This window comes from Acinetobacter rongchengensis, assembly GCF_003611475.1.
Classification (GTDB): domain Bacteria; phylum Pseudomonadota; class Gammaproteobacteria; order Pseudomonadales; family Moraxellaceae; genus Acinetobacter; species Acinetobacter rongchengensis.
In genome coordinates, this window is the sequence record NZ_RAXT01000007.1 from 40,192 (window position 1) to 63,106 (window position 22,915).

A 22,915-nucleotide genomic window follows, 5' to 3' on the forward strand; every position below is an offset into this window, starting at 1 on the left:
CTACCCCTTATGTATTTGAAGTAGCTTTTTGTTCACTAGACTTATTTTGTTGAGCCGGTTGTGTTGAACCTTGCTTAGCACCCGCTTGTGGTGCTGCCGCTTGAGGCTGATAAGGTTTAGCAACTACAGCTTGTTCAGGTTTTACTTTGGCAATACCGTCTACAATGACTTTATCACCTGTTTGTAAACCCTGAGTGACAATCCAGTCAGCACCTTGAATACCAGACGTTGTTACTGGACGAGGTTCCACTTGACCTTTTGCATTCACGAGCATTGCAATTGCTTGACCCGTAGGGGTACGTGTAATTGCAGCTTGTGGAATGAGGTAAGCATTTGGAATCACACCTTGAACAATTTGCGCATTGGCAAACATACCTGGGAGTAACAAATGATTCGGATTAGAGAATACAGCACGTAAAGTCACAGAGCCTGTATCTGGGTTTACACTTGCATCAGAGAAAGCAAGATTGCCTTCAATCGGATAAGTACTACCATCTTCAAGTTTTAAGCGAACTTTTGTATTGTTACTACGATCAATACTGCCTTGGCTCAACTGTTGACGCAGACGTAACAATTCAGCACTAGATTGATTAATATCAACATAAATTGGATCAAGTTGTTGAATTGTAACCAATGCATTTGCTTGACTTGCTGTCACTAAAGCACCCGCTGTTACAGACGAACGCCCAGATTGACCTGAAATAGGTGAACGAACGGTAGAGTAACCTAAGTCAATTTGCGCATTTTTAACGGCAGCATTTGAAGCCGCAATATCTGCTTCTGCAAGTTTAATTTGTGCAAGCAAATCATCATATTCTTGTTTAGAAACAGCATTGATTCCAACCAATTGACGATAACGGTTTGCTTTAACTTGCAATGCATTTAAGTTTGCTTGTTGACGAACTAACGCTGCTTTAGCACTCTCTAGGTTGGCACGATTTGTACTTGAATCAATCTCATACAACGGTTGACCTTCACGAACAAAACTACCTTCAGTAAACAAACGTTTTAAAATTACACCATTTGTTTGTGGGCGAACATCAGAGATTTCATACGCAGCTGTACGACCTGAAAGTTCAACAGTTTGTTCAACACTTTGTGGTTGAGCAACAATAACACCAACTTCAGTCGGTGGCATTTTTTGGGCAGCTGCAGCTTGCTCAGCTTGTTTAGAGTCTTTGCTACAACCCACAAGTGCAATACTTGTTGCGAGAGCACAAGCAGTAAGGGCAGGAGCCCAAAGCTTTGCCGACATCATTATTCCACCTCGTTTAGATTTTTATTTAAAAATAATTTGTTTTTACTCAACGTATTAGATGACAACATGAGCCAAATAATAGCAGCCCATATAAAGCCTATACTCCAGCCAGCAAGTACATCTGTTGGGAAGTGTGCACCTAGATAAACTCGAGAAATTCCCATGCTTAAAAACCAAAAGCCGCACACTAAGCAAATCAGCTTAGCTCGCCTATGTTTACGAAAGATAAAAACAATTGAGCAACTTAAAAGAGCAGCATAAATACTGTGAGCACTTGGAAATGAGGCACCGTAGGTTTGCACCATTTGATACACATCATCTGGTCGTGGACGGTTGATTGCATATTTTACTATCCAGCCAATCGTTGTTGCACCGAGCAATCCAATTGTGAGCATAAATATGTTTGCATATTGTTTTAGCCGCAAAAAATACAAACTACCTATTATTACAACCACAATCATTGGTGGTAAACCACCCAAATAAGAAAGCGTGATCGCAAGACCATTCATCATGCCAGAACGATGCAAGCTCATCCATTCAACACTTGATAAATCAAGTTGTTGTATCTCATTAATATTTAAACTAATACTACTAAAAAGTAAACCTATACAGCCAATCAAGATAAGTACATAAGGCATAAGATGACCTAGAGTATTATTATGAATCCTACTCATTGAGTTTAACTAATGCGCCGAAGTGTACTAGTCAGTACACTTTTTTTCAAGTAAGTAGGATTAGTTAATTTATACTAATTTCTTTTTGCAAAAAAAAATAACAATTTGAACAAAAAAATAACAAAATCTTTAGTGATTTGTTTTGTTTTGAGTGTTGTTTTGTTCTTCAACTTGCAAAGGTTGTTTAGGAGGCCAAAAGAAATCGAGAGGACGGGTAAAAAAGTGAGTAAAAACAAGCTTTGCGAGGGGTTTCCATTGTTCAAAACGAACTTGTCTTGCTCTTAATGCGACAATAATGGTTAGTGTAAAGCTCACGAAAAGGTTAGTAAGACCAATGCACAATACGCCAAAGAAAGAGACAATAATTACCCCAAGATCAGGAGAACCATTGACCGTCATTAAACCTTGAATGAAGTTTGCAGAGGCAAAGGCAATATGCCGAATATCGAGTGGTAAACCGAGGATAAAACCAATAGTTCCCATACTTCCAAGCATCACTCCAAAGAGAAAGTTTCCGGCTAAAGCACCTAAGTTTCTTTCAATATAAGCTGCCAATTTATCTAGTCTTTCTTGCCCCATTAAGTTTCTTAACTTGATATGTGCTTTCAAACGGGGACCAACTTTGCGATAAATTGCCATATTGTCAAAATATCCCGCGATTAATCCCGATAAAAATAAACAAACTCCTGCAATTGCGGCATGAGGAATGGCAAGTGAAGTAAAAGGGTTTAAGCTATGTAGTAAAGTAGTTGCTTTGGCATGATTTAATAAAGGCTCATGCATCATCCATTGCCATAGGAAAGTAATTAAGGCAGCCGTTGGAATCGCGATTGAAATATTACCGAGAATAGCAATAAATTGAGTTCGTATAATATTGATAATTAAACCAGCAAGTTCAGCAATTTGTGCAGTTTTAGAACCTTTGCGATGCTGTACTGTAGCTGCTAAAGCTGCAGCGGTCATTGCAGGTTGTTTGGTGGCAACAGTAAAGTGCAATACATGAATAAGAATGAAACCAAGTGAATAATTCATACTGAATAAAAAGGCTTGTACAAAAGGTGCAAGTACCAACCGTGCAGTTAAGATCTTAATTGTTGCCATAATGGCAATGATCACACCTGCGCCTGCGGCTGCATTGTACATGCCCCAAAAGCCTTTTTTATCGGTACTTACATAATGTTCACCCGTTTTACTGGCATTTTCTGTAACTTGTAGGGCGATCAGCTCACTATTGGTTTTGAGTAAGTCGCGAACACTGGTTTCACTATAATGTGCTTGGACTAGGTCTATCAGTAATTCACCATAGATTTGATAGCGAACGTGGTCTTCTTCAACAATCAGGTTTAATAGTAGTTCAATACGATCTAAGCATTGTTCTAATAAAGATACGAGATAAGTCAGACTTAAGCTGACTCCCGTTCTTTTGGTCGCACGGCGAATTTTTAATACCACATCACGGCATTGTTCAATCATCACCAATGCTTGATCTGCATCTGGTGGAACGCTAACAGCCTGTTCACCTTGATTGCGGTGTAATTTTTTATAGGATTCTATAAATTCAATAATTTCGCGGTTTTGTACGAGAAAAGGGGACTCATATTCCTGTAACTCAGGATGAGCATTGATAAATTCTGGATATAACCCGATACCACTGATTCGATATGAAAGAACGGTTATGGCTTTGACAATTTCTCTTTTGATGCCAAGTTTGGCACTTTTATAGCGATGCCCTTGGTTGAGCAGTTGAAATAACAAATGCCATTGTTCAGGTTCAATATTTTCAAGCCAATATTTATCACTACGTTGATGAAATACTTTACCGACTAAATCTTTGAGTTCCGCACCATCAACCAATAAGGGTAGAAAATGAGCACCTAAGCGTTGCCCAAGCTGATTCCAAAAGCCATCTAAAGATAAAATACCACTGTCTGCGTACAAACTGGTTTGTTTATAGTGGTTAATCAGTTTAAGTAAGTAACCTTGCAATGCCGATGCCGCATTGGGTGTGATGAGTAAGGCTCGAGTTAAGGCATCAAATTTATTATGCGTTTCTTCTAAATTATGGCTGTCTTCTGGTCTGATACGATCGATCAGTGTAATTAAAACATGCGGGTCTGGAACAGCTTTTAGATTATCAAGCTGTTCCTGCATGAGGATAAAAAGATCATTGAATTGTATCTGCATAAGCCTTGGGAAATTTTATTGAATTCGATGTAAGGCAAGTTGCGCTAAATTATAGAGTGCTTGGCGGTATTCAGACTCAGGTAAAAATGTCAAAGCTTGAATCGCTGCTTCAGTTTCTTCAGTCGCACGGCGACTACAATAATCTAAAGCACCAGATGTTTGTACGATTTGAATAACACGTGCTAAATCTGCTGTTCCCCCTGTAGCAATACTCTTTCTAATAATTTCGTGCTCTTCGCCTTGTGTATTTGCTAGGGCAGAGATTAAAGGTAAAGTCGGTTTACCTTCCATCAAATCATCACCAATATTTTTACCTAATGTTTCAGCGTCTGAAGTGTAATCTAAAATATCGTCAATAATTTGGAAAGCATTGCCAAAGTGGCCAGCAAATAAACGTAAAGGTTCACGGTACTCTGGCTTAGCGGCAAGAATTGCAGCACCTTCAGTTGCTAGCTCAAATAAACGTGATGTTTTCCCGTGAATAATATCTAAGTAAGTTTGTTCAGTTGTTTCAGGTTGATGCTGTGCTTGTAGTTGTAATACTTCACCTTCAGCAATTTCACAGGTTCCTGTAGAAAAGTCTTTGAGCAAAGTCATATTGTCGAGGTCAACTAACAAATCAAAAGCACGAGAAATTAAAAAATCACCAACTAAAACTGCAGTCTGATTGTTCCAAGTCGCATTCGCTGTTGGTCGGCCACGGCGTAAACCTGATTCATCGACCACATCGTCATGTACGAGAGTCGCTGTATGTAGCATTTCAATAATTGCAGCAAGTTTGCGGTAAGCATCCATTTCTGTATCTGCGACACCACAAGCTTTTGCTGCCAGTAGGCACATAATTGGACGCATGCGCTTTCCACCAGCTTCAACTACATGCTTACTGACTGCCATAACCAATGCAACTTTTGAAGTAATCCCTTCATTAATAAACTTGTCCATTGCTGCAAAGTCGGTTGCAACAGGAGCGAGAATATCTTGCTTAAAGTCAATGGTCATAGAGAGGGAGCCTCATGCAAATGCGTTTAAGTTGTGAGTGTAACAATTAACATCAATAAATGTTGCTATAGAAAACAGTCATTGTGCTGAATAGTAATGATTTGTTCTTTAAATGTCCAAGTCATAGGTAAAGTAACATGCATTTAATCAGTCATTCTTTTGTGCTACATAGTAGCGGATTTGTTTTAAAAATCTATTTCAATTTTTGTAATACTCTAAAAAAATTCTATATATTCAATGGGCGAGTCTTAAAATCAGGTTTCGCACTTGATTATTTAGCATGCAATACGATTATTTGATGAAAATGACTTGTTGTTTAATTCATTATCACTTAAAATCTTTGCCCTTATATACCCCCAGTGGCGTTCGTATTAAGATCGATATATTCCTTTATCGGCACGACGACACGGGTAAGTTGGAGTACGATATGTACGCAGTAATCCAAAGCGGTGGTAAACAGCACCGTGTTGTTGAGGGTGAAACCCTTAAAGTTGAATTGTTGAAAGCTGAAACTGGCGCAACGATTACATTTGACGATGTATTAATGGTTGTGAATGGCGAAAGCATTCAAATCGGTGCTCCAGTTGTTGCTGGCGCAAAAGTAACTGCAGAAGTGGTTGGTCATGGTCGTCACGACAAAATCCGTATTGTTAAAATGCGTCGTCGTAAACATTACCGTAAACAACAAGGTCACCGTCAATGGTTTACCGAGTTGAAAATTACTGCGATCGCAGGCTAATCACTAGGAGTAAATAGACATGGCAACTAAAAAAGCCGGTGGTTCGACTAAAAACGGTCGTGACTCGAACCCTAAAATGTTAGGCGTTAAAATGTACGGTGGCCAAGCTGTGGCTGCTGGTAACATTATCGTTCGTCAACGTGGTACAGAATTCCACCCAGGCGCTAACGTAGGTATGGGTCGTGACCATACTTTATTCGCTACTGCTGACGGCGTAATTAAATTCGAAGTGAAAGGTCAATTCGGCCGTCGCTACGTGTCTGTTGAAACTGTATAAGTTTTGATGGTTAGAAAAAACCCGCTTCATTGCGGGTTTTTTTATGTCGTAAAGTTGAAAGATATCTCTCCATCATGATGAATGTTTTTCTACATTTTGCACCAATAACAATACAAAACCTCTTATTTTCTCTAATATTAGCGCTAAAATTTAGTTTATGATGAACCATCTTACAAATTGCGATGACGCAAATATATAAAAGGTGAATTTATGAATATGCTTCGTAAAACGATGGGTGCAGTAGCAATCAGTGCGACGATGCTTGCACCTGTAATGAGCACAACAGTTTTTGCAGCATCTGCTGCGTCGGAGCAACAAGCGACTGCAAATTTAGTACGCCAATTAAGTGGTGTAAAAAGCTTTACAGCAGATTTTGAGCAAAGCACGAAAATTACTCAGTCAAGTAAAGTCGCTCAGAAGAAAGGCCTGACGGCACAACATATGAATCAGACCTTTAAAGGTGTGATGAAAGTTGAACGTCCTGGTAAATTCTATTGGCAGACGACAACACCAGCAAAACAAACCATTGTGACTTCAGGTAAAACAGTTTGGATTTATGATCCTGATTTACAACAAGCTGTGCGTCAAAGTTTAGATGAACAAGTTGCCAATACACCTGCATTGTTATTGAGTGGTAATACACAACAGATTCAAAAAGCCTACCGTATTACCCAGCCTAATGCAGGGAAAACTTATTACACCTTGTATCCAAAACAAAAAGACAGTGCTTTCCAAAGCTTGACCATTAGTTTTGGAGCGAAAAATGCACCAACTTTAATGATTTTGCAAGATTCATTGGGGCAAACGACCACAGTACGCTTTAACAATGTTCAGGTTAATGCAAAAATTCCTGCATCAACCTTTAACTTTGTACCACCTAAAGGTACAGATATTATTGATCAATAAGCTGTTTGATCTGTTGAATGAGCAACCTTCGGGTTGCTTTTTTTATACCTATTTATCCAAACCACCGAATCAATCAATTGCTGACTTTTTGAAAAAGCAATCTAGTCTGAGAAATTAAAGTGGTATTCAATTTGGGTTTATTCTATTCTCAAATAATAGCTTGAATATAAAAATTGAGATGCTTTATGTATCGCAAAAAAACATTAGAATTCAAACGATATCCACGAATGACAGCTCAAAAGTCGTTTTGGAATGTGCTTAGACAAAAGTTAATCGAGGTTATTGGGCGGTTTTTAAGACGAAATCATCTAAGAAGAAATCATCGAGATAAAGAGACAAGCCTTTATCATAAAAAGCTTTATCAGCCAGTAAAAGAAACAACTATTACTGCACTAAAAGTTTTAGGTGTCATTCCACCTCATTTAAATGGTTTATTGCTGAGAATTGGTTCTAATCCTATTTATACTTCACAGCCTTCATTATTCGAATGGTATTTGGGGGATGGAATGATTCATGCGCTAAAATTGCAACAGGGTAAAGCTGTTTGCTATAAAAGCACGATGCTTGCAACGGATCGGGTACAGCGATTGAAGCAAAAACCATTGATTCAAGGTTTTCGTCGTGGTGCGCATGATGTGGTCAATACCAATATTTTTCAACATGCAGGCAAGCTTTGGGCTGTGATCGAAGCTGGCGCATTTCCGATTTGTTTAAATGATCAATTACAAGCTGAACGTTACCAGCTTTTCAATAGTGATGCTGATTTACCCTTTACAGCACATCCTCGAAAAGACCCTAAAACAGGGCATTTACATGCCATTAGTTATGATGCCTTAGATGCTAAAAATGCCTATTATCAAGTCATTGATGAACAGGGTGAGTTAATCCATGTGACTCAAATTTTATTACAACATGGGCCGATGATTCATGATTGTTTGATTACACAGCAAGACGTGTTAGTTTTTGATTTTCCAATCACTTTTTCTAAGAAGCGGTTATTACAAGGTGCAAGTGTTCCATATCAATGGAATAAACAGCATCAAGCACGTATTGGAATATTGCCTAAATATGCCGAGGCATCACAAATTCAATGGATTCATCTAGAACCTTGTTTTGTCTTTCATGCAGCCAATGCTTATCGTGATCATCAAAATAGAATTATTTTAGATGTGGTCGTGCATCAAGAGGATTTCGAACATGCACAACATGCTGCTTATGAGTTGCAACATGCCAAGTTAGAGCGTTGGATTGTTAATTCAAATTTACAAACCATTCAGCGAATATGTTTAGATGATCGAACTCAGGAATTTCCTAAAATTGATGAAAGATTTATAGGGATGCAATATCGATATTTGTATACTTTAGGCTTTGCGCAAACGAATTTATTCAATTGTCTATATATTCATGATTTGGAAATGGCAACACATGTGTCTTATGATTTTGGGGCACAGTGGGCAATAGGCGAGTTGACATTTGTTGCTGAAAATGAACATAGCCCAGAAGGTCATGGCTATTTGATGGGATATTTACATCACATTGAAGGTGAGGCAGCCAAAGCAGTGATTCTCAAAGTGGCTGGGTTAGATATTCAGCAGCAAGCTGAAATTGATTTGGCTGTGCATGTTCCATTAGGCTTTCATTGTAATTGGGTTGCGTCGAGTGAAATGCTACTTTGAATACGCTTTCAATAAAATGATGATGTTGGAAAATGATCAAAATGAAAGAGATATATCGAGATTTAAACAACAAAATATCAATAATTAACAATTATGAATATTAATTCTCAGGTTCTGGTTTTATGATAGTCTTATTACTTAATATGCTTTAAAGATATAGAAATGAAAGTAAATTTTAAAAGTGGTCTGATTTTTTCATCTCTGTTATCGACGATGTTTATGCTTACTGCATGTCAGGAAAAGCCAGCTCCGCAAGCTGAACAAAAGGCGGTTCAAAGCCAATCTGAAGTGACGCCACTCATTCAAGCTAAAATTGAACGTGTTGAAATTCCTAAAAAGCAATTCTGCGATGAAGGCGGGTGTATCCAATACGATTTACAAACAGTGAAGTCAAATGTCGCTTGGATTGACGACTATTTTATGACTCGTATTAAAAAAGATGTACCAAATGCTTTTGAACAAGGACACGCGAATGCTCAAACTGAGCATGAAGCACAGCAGTCTGCATTAAAAGGTTTAAGTCAAAATTCAATTTATGTGCGTTTTATTTCGCAACAAAATAATTTAGCCACTTTTGTGATTCAAACTTATAGCTATGCTGCAGGGGCTGCACATGGGATGTATCATAATGAATATGTGACTTTTGATTTGAATACCAAAAAGCGTTTAGCACTTACAGATATTCTAAAACCTAATGTTGAAGCAAAGGTTGCGGAGCAACTTTATGATGCGAATGCCAATTGGTTGATCCAAAAAGATATTACTCGTGAAAAATTACAATTGAGTGATAATTATTATTACGGTGTAAACGGCATTGTTTTTGTGTATCCATTATATGAATTAACCTCTTATGCAGATGGAATGCCAGAACTTAAATTGCCTTATCAAGTTGCGAAAGATTTGGTTAAAGCGGAATATTTACCAAGTTTGCCTCAGGTTGAACCAGTGGTAGAAAAGTCCGTAAGTCCATAATTTGTTGTCAAATCATACAATTCATGTCTGTGTAATGCTCTGTCACTGTATTTTTTTTGGTGAAGAGCTTACACTATAGTCAGTTTTTTCTTACTTTAGATTGGCCATGATTGACCCGAAATTACTCAGAAATAATATTGAGGCTGTAAATTTAGCCTTAGCGAAACGTGGTGTACAACTCAACGTTGAAGAATGGGCATCACTCGAAGCTCGCCGTAAAGAAATTCAGTCTAGAACTGAAAACTTGCAAGCTGAGCGTAATTCGGGTGCAAAACAAGTGGGTCAAATCAAAAAATCAGGTGGCGATGCTTCTGAAATCATGGCACGAATGAGTGCGATTGGTGATGAAATCAAAGCTGCGGAAGTTGAATTGAATGAACTTCAAGCTGAGCTTGAAGCAAAACTTTTATCTATTCCAAATTTACCACACGATTCTGTACCTGAAGGTAAAGATGAAAGCGATAACGTTGAAGTTTTAAAATGGGGCACACCGCGTCAATTTGATTTCGAAATTAAAGATCATACAGATCTTGGCGAAATGATGGGGGGCTTAGAGTTTGAAACTGCGACTAAATTGACAGGAACGCGTTTTAGCGTTTTAAAAGGCCCATTGGCTCGTTTACAACGTGCTTTAACACAGTTTATGTTAGATACACATACGCTTAAAAATGGTTATACCGAAGCTTATGTGCCTTATTTGGTGAATGCGGATTCTTTGCGTGGTACAGGACAACTACCTAAATTTGAAGAAGATTTATTCAAATTACAAGGTGAAAAAGAATACTATCTCATCCCAACAGCGGAAGTGCCTGTCACCAATTTTGTTCGTGATGAAATCATTGATGCAGAACGTTTACCACTTAAATACGCAGCACATACGCCGTGTTTCCGTAGTGAAGCAGGCTCTTATGGGCGAGATACACGTGGTTTGATTCGTCAACACCAATTCGACAAAGTTGAAATGGTACAAATCGTTAAACCTGAAGACTCTATGGATGCTTTAGAAGCATTGACAGGTCATGCAGAAGGTATTTTGCAAGTTTTAGGCCTGCCTTATCGTAAAGTACTTTTGTGTGCTGGTGATATGGGCTTTGGCGCATGTAAAACTTACGATTTGGAAGTTTGGGTACCAAGCCAAAATACCTATCGTGAAATTTCTTCATGCTCAAATATGTGGGATTTCCAAGCACGCCGCATGATGGCGCGTTATCGTGCAGATCAAAAGAAAACTGAACTGGTACATACCTTAAATGGTTCAGGTTTGGCTGTAGGTCGTACTTTATTGGCAGTGATGGAAAATTATCAACGTGCTGATGGCTCTATAGAAGTGCCTGAAGTACTTCGTCCGTACATGGCTGGTGCAACATATATCGACTAAGTTCAAATGAACTGATAAATGACTTAGTTTTGTGCACAATAATTGCTTAGTACAATCAGATTTGAACTTTTGAGGAACACTGTGGAAATTTTCCCAATCTCGTTAAAGCTACAAGGGCAACCTTGTCTGATTGTTGGTGGTGGGCATATTGCTTATCGTAAAGCAGTTTTGCTGGCAAAAGCAGGTGCGATCATTCATGTGATTGCACCTGAAATTGAACCAAGCTTGTTGGAAATTGTTCATGCAACTCAAGGACAATTCCATCAGGTTGAATTTGATGATCAAATTAGCCTTAGTCATTATCGCTTAGTGATTGCTGCGACCAATAATAGCGCAGTTAACCAAGCGGTTTTTGAAGCTTGCGAAGATTTAAATGTACTGGTCAATAGTGTTGATGATCCTCCACATTGCCGTTTTATGGTACCAGCGATTATTGATCGTTCCCCATTGGTTGTTTCAATTGCCACCAATGGTGCATCTCCAGTTTTATCCCGTCAAATCCGTACCCAATTAGAAGCTGCTATCCCACATGGTATGGGGAAACTTGCTGATTTTTCAGGCAAATGGCGTAAGGTTGTTAAAGAAAAGATAGCCAATCCTGATGAGCGTCGTATTTTTTGGGAAAACTTGTATGCAAGTCCACTGAAAGAACACGTATTTAATGACAATATCATTGAGGCTGATCATTTAATTGAACAAGCTTTGACGGAATGGCAAAAACCGAAAGGTGAAGTGTATCTGATTGGTGCAGGGCCGGGCGATCCAGAATTATTAACGTTAAAAGCACTTAGATTGATGCAACAAGCGGATGTGGTTATTTATGATCGCCTGGTTTCCGCGCCGATTTTAGAATTGTGTCGTCGTGATGCAACTAAGATTTATGTAGGTAAAGCACGTTCAAATCATTCTGTTCCTCAGGATGGGATTAATGCTTTATTGGTTCAATATGCCTCAGAAGGTAAACGTGTTTGCCGCTTGAAAGGCGGTGATCCATTCATCTTTGGACGTGGCGGTGAGGAAATTCAAGAGCTTTATCAAGCGGGGATAAGCTTCCAAGTTGTTCCCGGGATTACGGCTGCTTCAGGTTGTTCAGCTTATGCGGGTATTCCACTGACTCATCGTGATTATGCACAAAGCGTACGTTTCCTGACTGGTCATTTGAAAGAAGGTTCACCTGAGTTGCCTTGGAATGAATTGGTTTATGAAAATCAAACCCTTGTTCTATACATGGGCTTAGTGGGTTTGGAAAAAATTTGTGAACAACTGATTGCACATGGTCAGCGTCCAAGTATGCCTGTTGCACTTATTTCCAAAGGCACAACCCCAGACCAAAAAGTGGTGGTTGGAACTTTGGCCGATATTGCTTCAAAAGTTGAAGAAAATCATATTCAAGCGCCTACTTTGACCATTATTGGTGAAGTCGTGAGTTTACGTGAACAGTTGCAATGGCAATTCCTCCCAAACCCTATTTAAAAAGGTGGATAGTTCCTCTCTTTAATAAGGTGGGGTTCGGGGAGATTTTAAAGTAGAGATATCTTGTGATTCATGTTGTTTTATTTGAACCTGAAATTCCTGCAAATACTGGGAATATTATCCGTTTATGTGCCAATACAGGTGCGCAGTTACATTTGGTCAAACCATTGGGGTTTGAATTAGATGATAAAAAATTGCGTCGTGCAGGTTTGGATTATCATGAATGGGCGCATATGAAAGTTTGGGAAAATTTTGCGGAATGTTTGGCTCATTTAGAAGCGCAAGATATTGACCAGAACGCAATTTATCCGCTCACGACCAAAGGCACTGAAACACCACATACCTCAGATTTAAATCGTCCGATTGCGTTGTTAATGGGGCCTGAAACGCGTGGTTTACCAGAAGATGTTCGTATGATGTTTCCGCAACAACACTGGATTCGTTTACCGATGGCACCAAACTCTCGTAGTTTAAATTTATCCAATGCAACTGCTGTGATCTTATATGAAGCATGGCGTCAGCAAGGGTTTAAAGAATTGGTTTAAAACTTTGAACTTACATTCCGATAAATCCAAAGCAAGTTTATGTTTGAACTTGCTTTGGCATCTTAAATCAATAACAGTAAACCTTTTATAATTTTTCTTAGTTCTTAATTTTTCAATAAAATAGTTTTGATACTCTTGAATCAGTAGATACTAGGCACAATTGATATTTATCATATTGATTATTCAATTATTATCACTATTTAAGCATTTTGCTCAAGCTCAAGTTGAGCTGCATCAAATTTTCTTTGTGCGCGAATCACGTGTTGCATATTTCCTTCTGCCCAGACTTTAAACGATAATGCCGTTTGTGCAAATTCAGCGCCTAAAGTTGTGAGTGCATACTCAACTCGAATAACATTATTTTCGTGAATCGTACGGGAGATAAAACCATCTCTTTCTAAGACTTTTAATTTTTGTGAAAGGACTTTGGGAGAAATTCCCACAAGATTCTTTTTCAGCTCATTAAAATGTTGAGACTGCTGATCTAAGCGGTAAATAATCAGCAAAATCCATTTGTCTGCAAATTTTTCAAAAAAAGATCGAGCAGGGCAATTAGGATGAAAAATATTAAAATTGAAAGCATTAGTCATTTTGAATTTACCTCAAGCATAAATTTTAATGTAATTCATACATAAAAGAGACCAGTTACCAGCTAGTAACTAATTGATACTAGGTTCCAAAAGTATATCATAAGTGGAGAAGATGAATGAAGTTCTGTGAATGATCTTCAATATGAAATAAAAACGCTTTAATTTTGAGCATGGTCCAATGAAAATAACAGATGCAGTGGTTTTTGTGACAGGTGCTAATCGTGGATTAGGACTGGTATTAGCCCAAGAAGCTGTGCAGCGTGGCGCTAAAAAAGTTTATGCAGGTATGCGCAATACAGCAGGTTTTGAGCAAGACGGTATTATTCCAATTCAGATTGATGTTACAGATTCAGAATCAATTCAAAAAGCAGTTGCAGAATGTGCTGATGTCAATCTACTGATTAATAATGCAGGTATTGCACGTCTAAACCAAAGCCCAGTCGATACAGAAATAATGGCGACAACACGCAAAGTTTTAGAAACCAATTTGTATGGTGTGATCGCTAGTACTCAGCATTTTTCTCCTGTTTTGCAAAAAAATAGTGAAAGTTATATCGTCAATATTTTGTCAGATGTCTCTTGGGAACCAAGTACATTTCTTGCCAGTTACGCTATTTCCAAAGCTGCAGCGTGGTCTTATACCAATTCTACTCGACAAGCATTGAGTCCGTCGAATGTGCATGTGATGGGTGTACATGTTGGTTTTATTGACACTGATTTAACGCAAACTTTGGAGATTCCAAAAATTTCACCTAAGACGGTTGCTGAACAGGTTTTTGATGGAATTGAGCAAAATGCATTTGAGGTTTTAGTGGGGGAGTCTACTCAAAAACTGAAACAAGATCTCACTGCTGTTATCCCAAGTTATGTAAAAATTTAATAAAGAATTTTTTAAACACAAAACATTTATTCATGAGGAATACATAATGTCAAATATCGCTGTTGTTTATTATTCAGGTTACGGTCATACCAAAGTTGTTGCAGAAACATTTGCACGTGAAATTGATGCCCAATTGATTGAAGTGGATCAAGAAGGTAATGTTCCTGAAGATGCTTGGGATAAGCTGAATGCTGCCAAAGGTATCGTTTTTGGTGCGCCAACGTATATGGCAGGTGTGCCTTGGCAGTTTAAAAAGTTTGCTGATGCGACCTCTAAAATTTGGTTTACTCAAGGTTGGAAAGATAAAGTTTTCGCAGGCTTTACCAATAGTGCGAGTATGAATGGTGATAAACAAGTGACATTAATTAGCTTGCAAACACTGGCATCACAACATGGTGGTATTTGGGTAAGTTTAGGTCTAGCACCATCCAATACCAAAGCTGCAACTCGTGCAGATGTGAATAACCTCGGTGGTTCTGTCGGTTTATTGGTGCAGTCTCCAGCAGATGCAAGTGTAAGTGAAATCCCTTCAGGTGATTTAGAAACCACGAAATTGTATGCAAAACGTGTTCAAGCCATTGTGAATAAATTCTCAGCCTAACTTGAAATGAGTCTAAGCATAAAACAAAAGGCGCATCATGCGCCTTTTGTTGATTTTGAATCATGTAAGCAAGTGCTTATTCATGTTCATTATGTTGCGGAGCAGGGTAACGGAAACCTTTGGTTTTATAACCTAAGTAAAGGATACCGAACATCGCCCACCACAAACCGAATTTTAAAGCAGTTTCTTCAATTTCAAGCCACATTGCAAAGATACTAATAAAACCAAGCAAAGGAATAATCACAAAGCTTATAATATCTTTAAATGTTTTGGTACGGCCATCACGCAATGCATAGCGTGAAATCACCGATAAATTCACAAATGTAAATGCAGTTAAAGCACCAAAACTGATCATTGAAATAACAATATCAAGATCCATAAAGCCAGCTGTTAAAGCAACTGCACCTACGATCAAAATATTATATGAAGGGGTAAAACTTTTTGGACTAATATGACCAAAGACTTTCTTATTGATCACACCATCACGGCCCATTACATACATCAAGCGTGATACACCCGCATGAGCAGAAATCCCTGAAGCCATAACGGTTACGATTGCGAAATAAAGCACAACAGTTTTAAATGCAACACCACCGACTGCTTGAAGAATATCAGGTTGCGTCGCAGCAACATCTTCAAAGTAGGTTTTAGGGTCATTCGGGAAATAAATCTGCATGAAGTAAGTACTGATAATAAAGATCACACCAGCAAATAATGCAGTCATAAAGATCGCACGTGGTAATGTCTTTTCAGTATCTTTGGTTTCTTCTGCAAGAGAACTGAGTGAGTCAAAGCCTGTGAATGAGAAGCACAGTAAAGTCGCACCTGTGATTAATGCACCTAGAGAGGTCATCTCATTCCAAAATGGTTCTAAGCTCCATAACTGATATTTGGCATTGACCAAAGTACCATCAGCATTTACACCACCAGCTAAAAGTTGGTAAACCATCCATGTAAAGTAAGCAATAACCCCTAATTGTACAAATACAATGAGACTGTTAAAGTTTGCAACGAATTTAGCACCACGTAAATTCACCGCCGTCATTACAGCAGTAAGCCCGATGACCCAAACCCAATGGTTGACTTCAGGGAACAGTGCTTCCAAATAAATCACAGCCAGAATGATATTGACCATTGGTGAGAGTAAATAATCTAACCAAGATGACCAACCTACCATGAAGCCTACATTCGGGTGAATGGATTTTTGTGCATAAGTATATGCAGAACCCGACGACGGATATCGACGGATCATATGGCCATAACTAATGGATGTGAATAAAATTGCAATCAGCGCAATGATATAAGACGTTGGAACGTGATAATGACTTTCTTCAGATACTAAACCAAAAGTATCAAATAGGGTCATGGGTTGGATATATGCCAAACCAATAATGATGATGTGCCAAAAGCCAAGCGTTTTTTGCAGTTTAGCTGCCGATTGAGTCCCAGAGATATTTGTCAACGGCGTTGTCCTCTTAATCGTTGATCAAGGATCAGTCATGTTTATAAGGATCGTTTGAGACGAACGATCCCCCCTACAAATAAAACAAAAGTTCGCCAATCTACTCTAAAAAGGTGGCTTTTGTCAGTAACTTTGTTATTTTTTTAGCAGAAAATGTACCAACTTGTCTAAAAAATAGATGACTTTAAGTTCAAAATAACAAAAGCCCAATGTCGATCTAACATTAGGCTTTTTAAAACGTTAAACAATCGTTTTATCGATTACCACGCTTTGTCTAAAATCGCTCTTAAGTCTTTGAGCGTTGCTTCTTTCGGGTTAAAAATGATTGACCCATCATTTAACGCTTTCTCTGCAACAGCATCCAGTTGTTCTTTGGTGATTTTACCAGTCTCACTCAATGTACGAGGAAGTTTGGTTACAGCGTGTAGACGATCTCGTATTTCTTTTAATGTTGCGATGGTTTTATTGGCACGTTCATTTGCAGGCGTTTGTGCATAAATATCAGGCCCTGCAAGAGGAAGCAATAAATCCGCAATTTTGTCGCCATTCACCTCTTTGTTGTAGTCCAATACGTATGGAAGGAACAAATTCATACATAAACCATGCGGTAAATGTGCAACTGCGCCTAAGGCATGACCTAGAGAATGGACAATCCCAACCATTGAATTAGAAAAAGCAATACCAGCCATGGTTGACGCTTGAGCTAATTCAAGACGACCATGTGCATCGGTTGGGGTTTCTAAAACATTGAATAGGTTATTGCTAATCTTTTTGATTGCGGCAGTTGCATAGGCATCTGAAATAGGATTTGCAGCAATGCATGTATAGGCTTCAATCGCATGTGTCATTGCATCCATAGCGGTCATAGCCGTTAAATGCGGTGGCAATGTTTGTGTCATGCGCGGGTCTAAAATCGCAGCATGTGGCATTAAATAGTTTGAAGCAAAAGCCAATTTCACATTTTTTTGATTATCAGAAACAACAGCAGCAAGGGTAACTTCAGAACCTGTACCTGATGTCGTCGGAATCACAAAAAAAGGCTTAAGTGGTTTAGGGAGGTTATGCGCACCTGAATATTTCAACAGATCATCGCCGCCTTCAGAAACAAGAATATTGGCAGCTTTAGAGGTGTCGATAACTGAACCACCACCCACTGCAATGATAGCATCACAGTGATTTGCACGATAAGCCTGAGCTGCTGCACGTACTGTTTCTAAGCTTGAATCAGGTGGAACATCATCAAAAATAAAGCCGATTTCGATATCGGTTGATTCAAATGATGCTTCGATAGGTGCTAATAGATTATTGGTACGCACGCCTTTGTCTGTAATGATCATTGGGCGTTTTGAGCCTAAAACAGCCAATTCAAAAGGGATATGTTCGAGTGCAGCATGACCAGCAATCACTTTTACAGGACAAAAAAATTCGTAATATGGTTTAGCCATGACTTATGCGCTCCCTTTTAAATATGATTGTGCAACTTTAAGATAAATATTTGCAGCACCAGCTAGTTTTTCTTTTAACGATAAATCGGTAGGGTATTCTTTCACTGCCAGTTCAGCGACCAGTTTAGGTAAAATTAAAGCTTCCATTTTATTTAAACAACGGACCAAACGAATAGCATTCGCCACATCACCATCTGCAATCATGCGATCATTGGCAAAAGCCTGAGCTGTACTTTCTTGGAAAGAAAATACTAAAAAAGCATGATGGACGTGCTTAAATATTATTGAAAGGTCAGGTTTACCGTCCATAGATTTAACCAGTTCAAGCTGATGGTTTTGATTTACTTTGGCAATGAATGCAGCTCCATTTGGAAAAACTTTCATTGAGAGTGTAAAACCAACAGGGAGAGCTGATACTTCATGTTTTATTTCGTCATCAACTTGACTCGCCATAACTAAGCCTCTGCCAATCACATCCATCATGACTTTGACATAAGCTTGCTCTAAAGCGGGTTTAACAGATTTACTTGCAATCACACGCTTGTCCTTTTTGAATTGTATTTCTGTTTTAGAGTAATTACTCTAATTTGTTTTGATGCAAAAAGAAAGTCATTTATTCAGAAATGACTTTAACGTCATTAAAGTAACCGCTCTGTTGTAAATATTCAATTACATCATGGCATAATTGCTTGTAATCAGGATAGTTTTTAACGAGATCACAAATACGAACCATTTCTAAACCAGCATATCCACATGGGTTAATGGTGTGAAAACCATCTAAATGACAATCAATATTCAAAGCTAAACCGTGATAACTGCGGCCTTTTCGAATTTTAAAACCAAGCGATCCAATTTTTTGATCATTCACATACACACCGGGTGCATCAGGTTTTGCATAGGCTTCGATATCGTATTTTTTGAGCAGATTAATCATTAAGTTTTCTGCATAAGTGACCAGTGTGCGTACATTCCATTTCAAGCGATTTAAATCAAACATGAAGTAAATGACCATTTGACCAGGACCATGCCATGTGACTTGTCCGCCACGATCTGATTGCACAATCGGAATATCGCTTGGGACTAAAATATGCTCAGGTTTTCCTGCTTGCCCTTGGGTGAGTACATCAGGATGCTGCAAAATCCAAAGTTGGTCAGGGGAGTGTTCATCACGCTGTTCAGTATAAGATTTCATTTCGTGAAAGCGGTCTGAATAAGGCGTGAGTTGGGAATATTGACGGATAATGAGAGAAGGTTTTAGAACAGCATCATTCACAGACATGCGTCCTTTAAAAATTCAAATAAAATCGATTATAAAGAAATTTACTCAAGAATGGCGAAGTCTAAAACGATTATATCAATATTTCCTCAGTGTTTATTGATCTGTTTAAAGATTAAAGTCAAAAATGAAATGAGAATATTTTTTATCTATTACAAAAAAGCTGATATAAATTTTCAATTTCGATGCATTCTATAGAGTGATAACAACGACATGGACTCTATTAAAATGACAACACAACCACGTTATATTATTCAAACAGGTACAACCCCTGCACCAGAAACAATTTATATTCAAGTCACCAAAGATGGACCCTATTTAGTGCATGGAAGCCCTAAACTCTTGCAAGTTTTTATTGAAAAAAATGAGACAGGGAACTCGGGACGCTATAGGGAAGGTAAAACATTTGAAAGCCAAGATAAAATGTATTTGTGTAGATGTGGACATAGTAAAAAAGCGCCATTTTGTGATGGATCACATTTAAAAGCCGGTGAAGATTTAACGGAAGCAAAAAACTTTACACCTTTGCTCGAAGGCTCTTCAGAAATTGATGGACCTACTCAGATTTTGACGGATAATGAAAATTATTGTGCATTCTCAAGATTTTGTGACAATGGTAATCGTGTCTGGAATGAAGTCCAAATGCAAGGTAAACAACACGAGCAACTAACTGAATTTATGGTACATAATTGCGCTGCTGGACGATTGCTGGTTTGGGATAAAAAAACGTTACAACCGATAGAAATCGCCGAAGATGCAGGTATTTACCCCATTGAAGATCCTGGCATTGGGTGTAGTGGCCCATTAATGGTACGTGGTGGAGTGCGTGTAGAAAGTGCAGATGGGCAATCTTATGAAATTCGTAACCGTCAGGCATTATGCCGTTGTGGAAAATCATCCAATAAACCATTTTGTAATGGGGCACATGCTTCGGTGAAATATCAGGATGGGATTGAGTAGTGTTTTCACGTATTTTTGCTTTTTGAAAAGCAAGCTATTATCCAAGTAAAGCCAGTTGAGTGTCTTGGTTATTGAGTATCGTGATTGTACTGTGGGGCAAAGGTTCGTTTAAAATGATAAGTAGCTTTTATTGAATACGAATCTTAGAAATAAAAAAACACGTTAATTAACGTGTTTTTTTATTCATTTCTAAATTACAACGCAGTACGAATATGTTCGCAAGCAGCTAAATCAGCATAAAGGGCATGAACTTGTTCAAGTTCATCAAAACGTAATTGTGCAGTAATTGAATGATACTTGCCTGTACGTGATGGTTGTACAACAAGTGTTGCTTCATCAAATTCTGGGAAATGTTTTACCAAAATTTCTACAACTGCACCTTTGAGTTCTTCACCCGAATTACCAATCAATTTAATTGGGTAATCCATTGGAAAAACCCAAAGATCTTCTTGTAATTCACGAGATGGAGTGCGGTCTAACATGTTTCACCTCTAATTTATAAACAAAGCCTGCGAGAATGCAGGCTTTGTATTTCTCTTAATTACTTAATGGGGATCCTCGATTGTTTTTCAAGTCCCTAAAGTAATCTTAGATTAATCATTTTCTAAGAAAGAACGCAAATGCTCTGAACGTGATGGATGGCGAAGCTTACGTAAGGCTTTCGCTTCAATCTGACGAATACGTTCACGTGTTACGTCAAACTGTTTACCCACTTCTTCCAAGGTGTGATCCGTTGGCATATCAATACCAAAACGCATTTTCAATACTTTGGCTTCACGTTCAGTTAAGTTTTCCAATACTACGCGTGTTGCTTCTTTTAAGCCTTCTGAAGTCGCAGCATCGACTGGAGAGGTGATGTTACCATCTTCAATAAAGTCACCAAGATGCGAATCTTCATCATCACCAATCGGCGTTTCCATAGAAATCGGTTCTTTGGCAATTTTAAGCACTTTACGAACTTTAACTTCGTCCATTTCCAAACGTTCACCTAGTTCTTCAGGTGTTGGTTCACGACCCATTTCTTGAAGCAATTGGCGAGATACACGGTTGATCTTGTTAATGGTTTCGATCATGTGTACTGGAATACGAATAGTACGTGCTTGGTCTGCAATCGAACGGGTAATCGCTTGACGAATCCACCATGTTGCATAAGTTGAGAATTTATAACCACGACGGTATTCAAACTTATCCACGGCTTTCATCAAACCGATGTTACCTTCTTGAATCAAATCAAGGAATTGTAAACCACGGTTGGTATATTTTTTCGCAATCGAAATAACCAAACGTAAGTTCGCTTCAACCATTTCTTTTTTTGCACGACGAGCTTTTGCTTCACCAATCGCCATACGTTTAGAAATGTCTTTAATTTCTTTCACATTCAGATTCAGTTCTTTTTCAATATCAGCAATCTTTTGTTGGAAAGCCAATACATCTGGACGAACTTTTTCTAAATATGCTTTTGATTCAGCAGGTGCTTTTGCAATTTGCTCGTCTAACCAAGCTGGATTTGATTCTTGGCCTGGGAAAGATGTACGGAATTGCGTACGATTCATACGACCACGGCGAACTGCGTAACGCATAACTTCACGTTCTGAAGTACGAATTTGCTCATGTGTGCCACGAATCATTTCAGAAATGATATCGAATAAACGAGGTGTAAATTTGAACATCATAAACACAGTTGCAAGCGATTCAATCGCTTCTTTGCCTTCAGGGCTATTGCGACCGTGTTTATTAAGCGTTTCTTTTGCAGTATTCCAAACCGATGCTAATTCTTCAAAACGAGCTTTAGCAATCTCTGGGTCTGGGCCTGATTCACCTTCAGAATCATCATCACCTTCAGATTCTTCTTCATCGTCATCATCATCCAGTTTTACATCTTTGGTTGGTTTTGCTGATGCACTTTCGTCATCATCTAACTCTTCAGCTTCTTCTTCTAAAACTTCAGGAATGATTTCATCTGACTCAGGATCTAAATAACCCGATAAAATATCTGCAAGGCGACGTTCGCCTGTTTCATAATCTTTATATTCTTGTAAAACCACTTCGACAGCATTTGGCCAATATGCAATTGAATGCAATACGTCACGGATACCTTCTTCGATACGTTTGGCAATGCTAATTTCGCCTTCACGTGTTAAGAGTTCAACAGTACCCATTTCACGCATATACATACGTACAGGGTCCGTGGTACGACCAGGTTCGTTTTCTACAGAAGCAAGTACGGCGGCAGCTTCTTCTTCCGCAACTTCATCAGCAGCTTCGCTATTCCCTTCGAACATCGTATCATCAGATTCTGGTGCACGTTCGTGTACAGGAATACCAACGTCTTGAAGCATTTGAATAATGTCTTCAATCTGTTCGCTTTCAGTGATCGAGTCTGGCAGATGATCGTTAACCTCAGCGTAGGTTAAGTAACCTTGTTCTTTGCCTCGGCTAATAAGAGCCGCTACTTGTGAAGTAGGGGAATGCATTTCGCTCATCTTTACTCTCTTCTCGTTGAATCAGTGGCAGTAAAAAACCGTGCATTATAGCACAATTCATATGAATAAATTTGTGAATAGCTTACCTATTTCATCAGTGAAAACAGTCAAAAAACTGTCTGATGAAATATTTAAAA

Annotated in this window: 22 protein-coding genes; 11 read left to right on the forward strand and 11 right to left on the reverse strand. The window is 38.6% G+C overall.

Annotated features, from left to right (window positions below; translation table 11 throughout):
• Positions 1-7: 7 nt before the first annotated feature.
• The 4 genes from D7V20_RS05750 to sdsA all read right to left on the reverse strand — a co-directional run bounded on the left by D7V20_RS05750 (position 8) and on the right by sdsA (position 5,115).
• Positions 8-1,258, reverse strand: a complete 1,251-nt coding sequence (locus D7V20_RS05750) for an efflux RND transporter periplasmic adaptor subunit (protein WP_120383369.1) — start codon at positions 1,256-1,258, stop codon at positions 8-10.
• Entirely contained in the window at positions 1,258-1,896 is a 639-nt protein-coding gene (locus D7V20_RS05755) for a phosphatase PAP2 family protein (protein ID WP_120383370.1), read from the reverse strand. The genes D7V20_RS05750 and D7V20_RS05755 overlap by 1 nt, the downstream gene beginning before the upstream one ends.
• Before the next feature lie 165 nt (positions 1,897-2,061).
• The gene (locus D7V20_RS05760; RefSeq protein WP_171407769.1) at positions 2,062-4,116 is read right to left on the reverse strand and encodes a site-specific recombinase; all 2,055 of its coding nucleotides are present in this window, start codon (positions 4,114-4,116) and stop codon (positions 2,062-2,064) included.
• A 15-nt stretch (positions 4,117-4,131) separates the two neighbouring features.
• On the reverse strand, positions 4,132-5,115 hold the full coding sequence (sdsA, locus tag D7V20_RS05765) for an All-trans-nonaprenyl-diphosphate synthase (protein ID WP_120383372.1): 984 nt from the start codon (positions 5,113-5,115) through the stop codon (positions 4,132-4,134).
• A gap of 427 nt (positions 5,116-5,542) precedes the next feature.
• Here sdsA and rplU point away from each other — a divergent pair, with 427 nt between their 5' ends.
• The 8 genes from rplU to D7V20_RS05805 all read left to right on the forward strand — a co-directional run bounded on the left by rplU (position 5,543) and on the right by D7V20_RS05805 (position 13,081).
• Complete coding sequence (gene rplU, locus D7V20_RS05770; protein ID WP_010113102.1) at positions 5,543-5,854, forward strand: 50S ribosomal protein L21; 312 nt, start codon at positions 5,543-5,545, stop codon at positions 5,852-5,854.
• Positions 5,855-5,873: 19 nt separating this feature from the next.
• Positions 5,874-6,131: a 50S ribosomal protein L27 gene (gene rpmA / locus D7V20_RS05775; protein WP_120383373.1), complete on the forward strand. Its 258-nt coding sequence runs from the start codon at positions 5,874-5,876 to the stop codon at positions 6,129-6,131.
• A gap of 210 nt (positions 6,132-6,341) precedes the next feature.
• Positions 6,342-7,037, forward strand: a complete 696-nt coding sequence (gene lolA / locus D7V20_RS05780; RefSeq protein WP_120383374.1) for an outer membrane lipoprotein chaperone LolA — start codon at positions 6,342-6,344, stop codon at positions 7,035-7,037.
• A gap of 185 nt (positions 7,038-7,222) precedes the next feature.
• Positions 7,223-8,713 (forward strand): carotenoid oxygenase family protein, encoded by a 1,491-nt coding sequence (locus D7V20_RS05785; protein ID WP_120383375.1) that lies wholly within the window; start codon positions 7,223-7,225, stop codon positions 8,711-8,713.
• A 162-nt stretch (positions 8,714-8,875) separates the two neighbouring features.
• A complete protein-coding gene (locus D7V20_RS05790) occupies positions 8,876-9,685 on the forward strand; it encodes an RsiV family protein (RefSeq protein ID WP_120383376.1) in 810 nt (269 codons plus the stop codon).
• 106 nt (positions 9,686-9,791) lie between these two features.
• A complete protein-coding gene (serS, locus tag D7V20_RS05795) occupies positions 9,792-11,063 on the forward strand; it encodes a serine--tRNA ligase (RefSeq protein WP_120383377.1) in 1,272 nt (423 codons plus the stop codon).
• A gap of 81 nt (positions 11,064-11,144) precedes the next feature.
• Positions 11,145-12,536: a siroheme synthase CysG gene (cysG, locus tag D7V20_RS05800; RefSeq protein ID WP_120383378.1), complete on the forward strand. Its 1,392-nt coding sequence runs from the start codon at positions 11,145-11,147 to the stop codon at positions 12,534-12,536.
• Positions 12,537-12,601: 65 nt separating this feature from the next.
• Positions 12,602-13,081 carry a tRNA (cytidine(34)-2'-O)-methyltransferase gene (locus tag D7V20_RS05805; protein ID WP_120383379.1) on the forward strand — a complete coding sequence of 160 codons (480 nt, stop codon included), beginning with the start codon at positions 12,602-12,604 and terminating at the stop codon, positions 13,079-13,081.
• A 200-nt stretch (positions 13,082-13,281) separates the two neighbouring features.
• On the opposite strand, the gene D7V20_RS05810 is transcribed toward D7V20_RS05805, so the two are convergent.
• Entirely contained in the window at positions 13,282-13,671 is a 390-nt protein-coding gene (locus tag D7V20_RS05810) for a winged helix-turn-helix transcriptional regulator (protein ID WP_120383380.1), read from the reverse strand.
• Positions 13,672-13,849: 178 nt separating this feature from the next.
• Between D7V20_RS05810 and D7V20_RS05815 the strand changes: the two genes are divergently transcribed.
• A complete protein-coding gene (locus D7V20_RS05815; RefSeq protein ID WP_120383381.1) occupies positions 13,850-14,551 on the forward strand; it encodes an SDR family oxidoreductase in 702 nt (233 codons plus the stop codon).
• 46 nt (positions 14,552-14,597) lie between these two features.
• The gene (locus D7V20_RS05820) at positions 14,598-15,152 is read left to right on the forward strand and encodes a flavodoxin family protein (protein ID WP_120383382.1); all 555 of its coding nucleotides are present in this window, start codon (positions 14,598-14,600) and stop codon (positions 15,150-15,152) included.
• 76 nt (positions 15,153-15,228) lie between these two features.
• On the opposite strand, the gene D7V20_RS05825 is transcribed toward D7V20_RS05820, so the two are convergent.
• From D7V20_RS05825 to lipB, 4 genes are all read right to left on the reverse strand, one after another.
• Entirely contained in the window at positions 15,229-16,614 is a 1,386-nt protein-coding gene (locus D7V20_RS05825) for an APC family permease (protein WP_120383383.1), read from the reverse strand.
• Between the two features lie 260 nt (positions 16,615-16,874).
• The gene (locus tag D7V20_RS05835) at positions 16,875-18,059 is read right to left on the reverse strand and encodes an iron-containing alcohol dehydrogenase (protein ID WP_120383384.1); all 1,185 of its coding nucleotides are present in this window, start codon (positions 18,057-18,059) and stop codon (positions 16,875-16,877) included.
• Positions 18,060-18,062: 3 nt separating this feature from the next.
• On the reverse strand, positions 18,063-18,596 hold the full coding sequence (locus tag D7V20_RS05840) for a hypothetical protein (protein WP_120383385.1): 534 nt from the start codon (positions 18,594-18,596) through the stop codon (positions 18,063-18,065).
• A 76-nt stretch (positions 18,597-18,672) separates the two neighbouring features.
• Positions 18,673-19,332 carry a lipoyl(octanoyl) transferase LipB gene (gene lipB / locus D7V20_RS05845; protein ID WP_120383430.1) on the reverse strand — a complete coding sequence of 220 codons (660 nt, stop codon included), beginning with the start codon at positions 19,330-19,332 and terminating at the stop codon, positions 18,673-18,675.
• Between the two features lie 231 nt (positions 19,333-19,563).
• On the opposite strand from lipB, the gene D7V20_RS05850 reads away from it, so the two are divergent.
• Positions 19,564-20,295, forward strand: a complete 732-nt coding sequence (locus D7V20_RS05850; protein ID WP_235831601.1) for a CDGSH iron-sulfur domain-containing protein — start codon at positions 19,564-19,566, stop codon at positions 20,293-20,295.
• Positions 20,296-20,489: 194 nt separating this feature from the next.
• On the opposite strand, the gene D7V20_RS05855 is transcribed toward D7V20_RS05850, so the two are convergent.
• Positions 20,490-20,777, reverse strand: coding sequence for a YbeD family protein (locus D7V20_RS05855; protein WP_120383387.1), 288 nt, complete (start codon positions 20,775-20,777; stop codon positions 20,490-20,492).
• A gap of 111 nt (positions 20,778-20,888) precedes the next feature.
• Entirely contained in the window at positions 20,889-22,778 is a 1,890-nt protein-coding gene (rpoD, locus tag D7V20_RS05860) for an RNA polymerase sigma factor RpoD (protein ID WP_120383388.1), read from the reverse strand.
• Between the last annotated feature and the right edge of the window lie 137 nt (positions 22,779-22,915).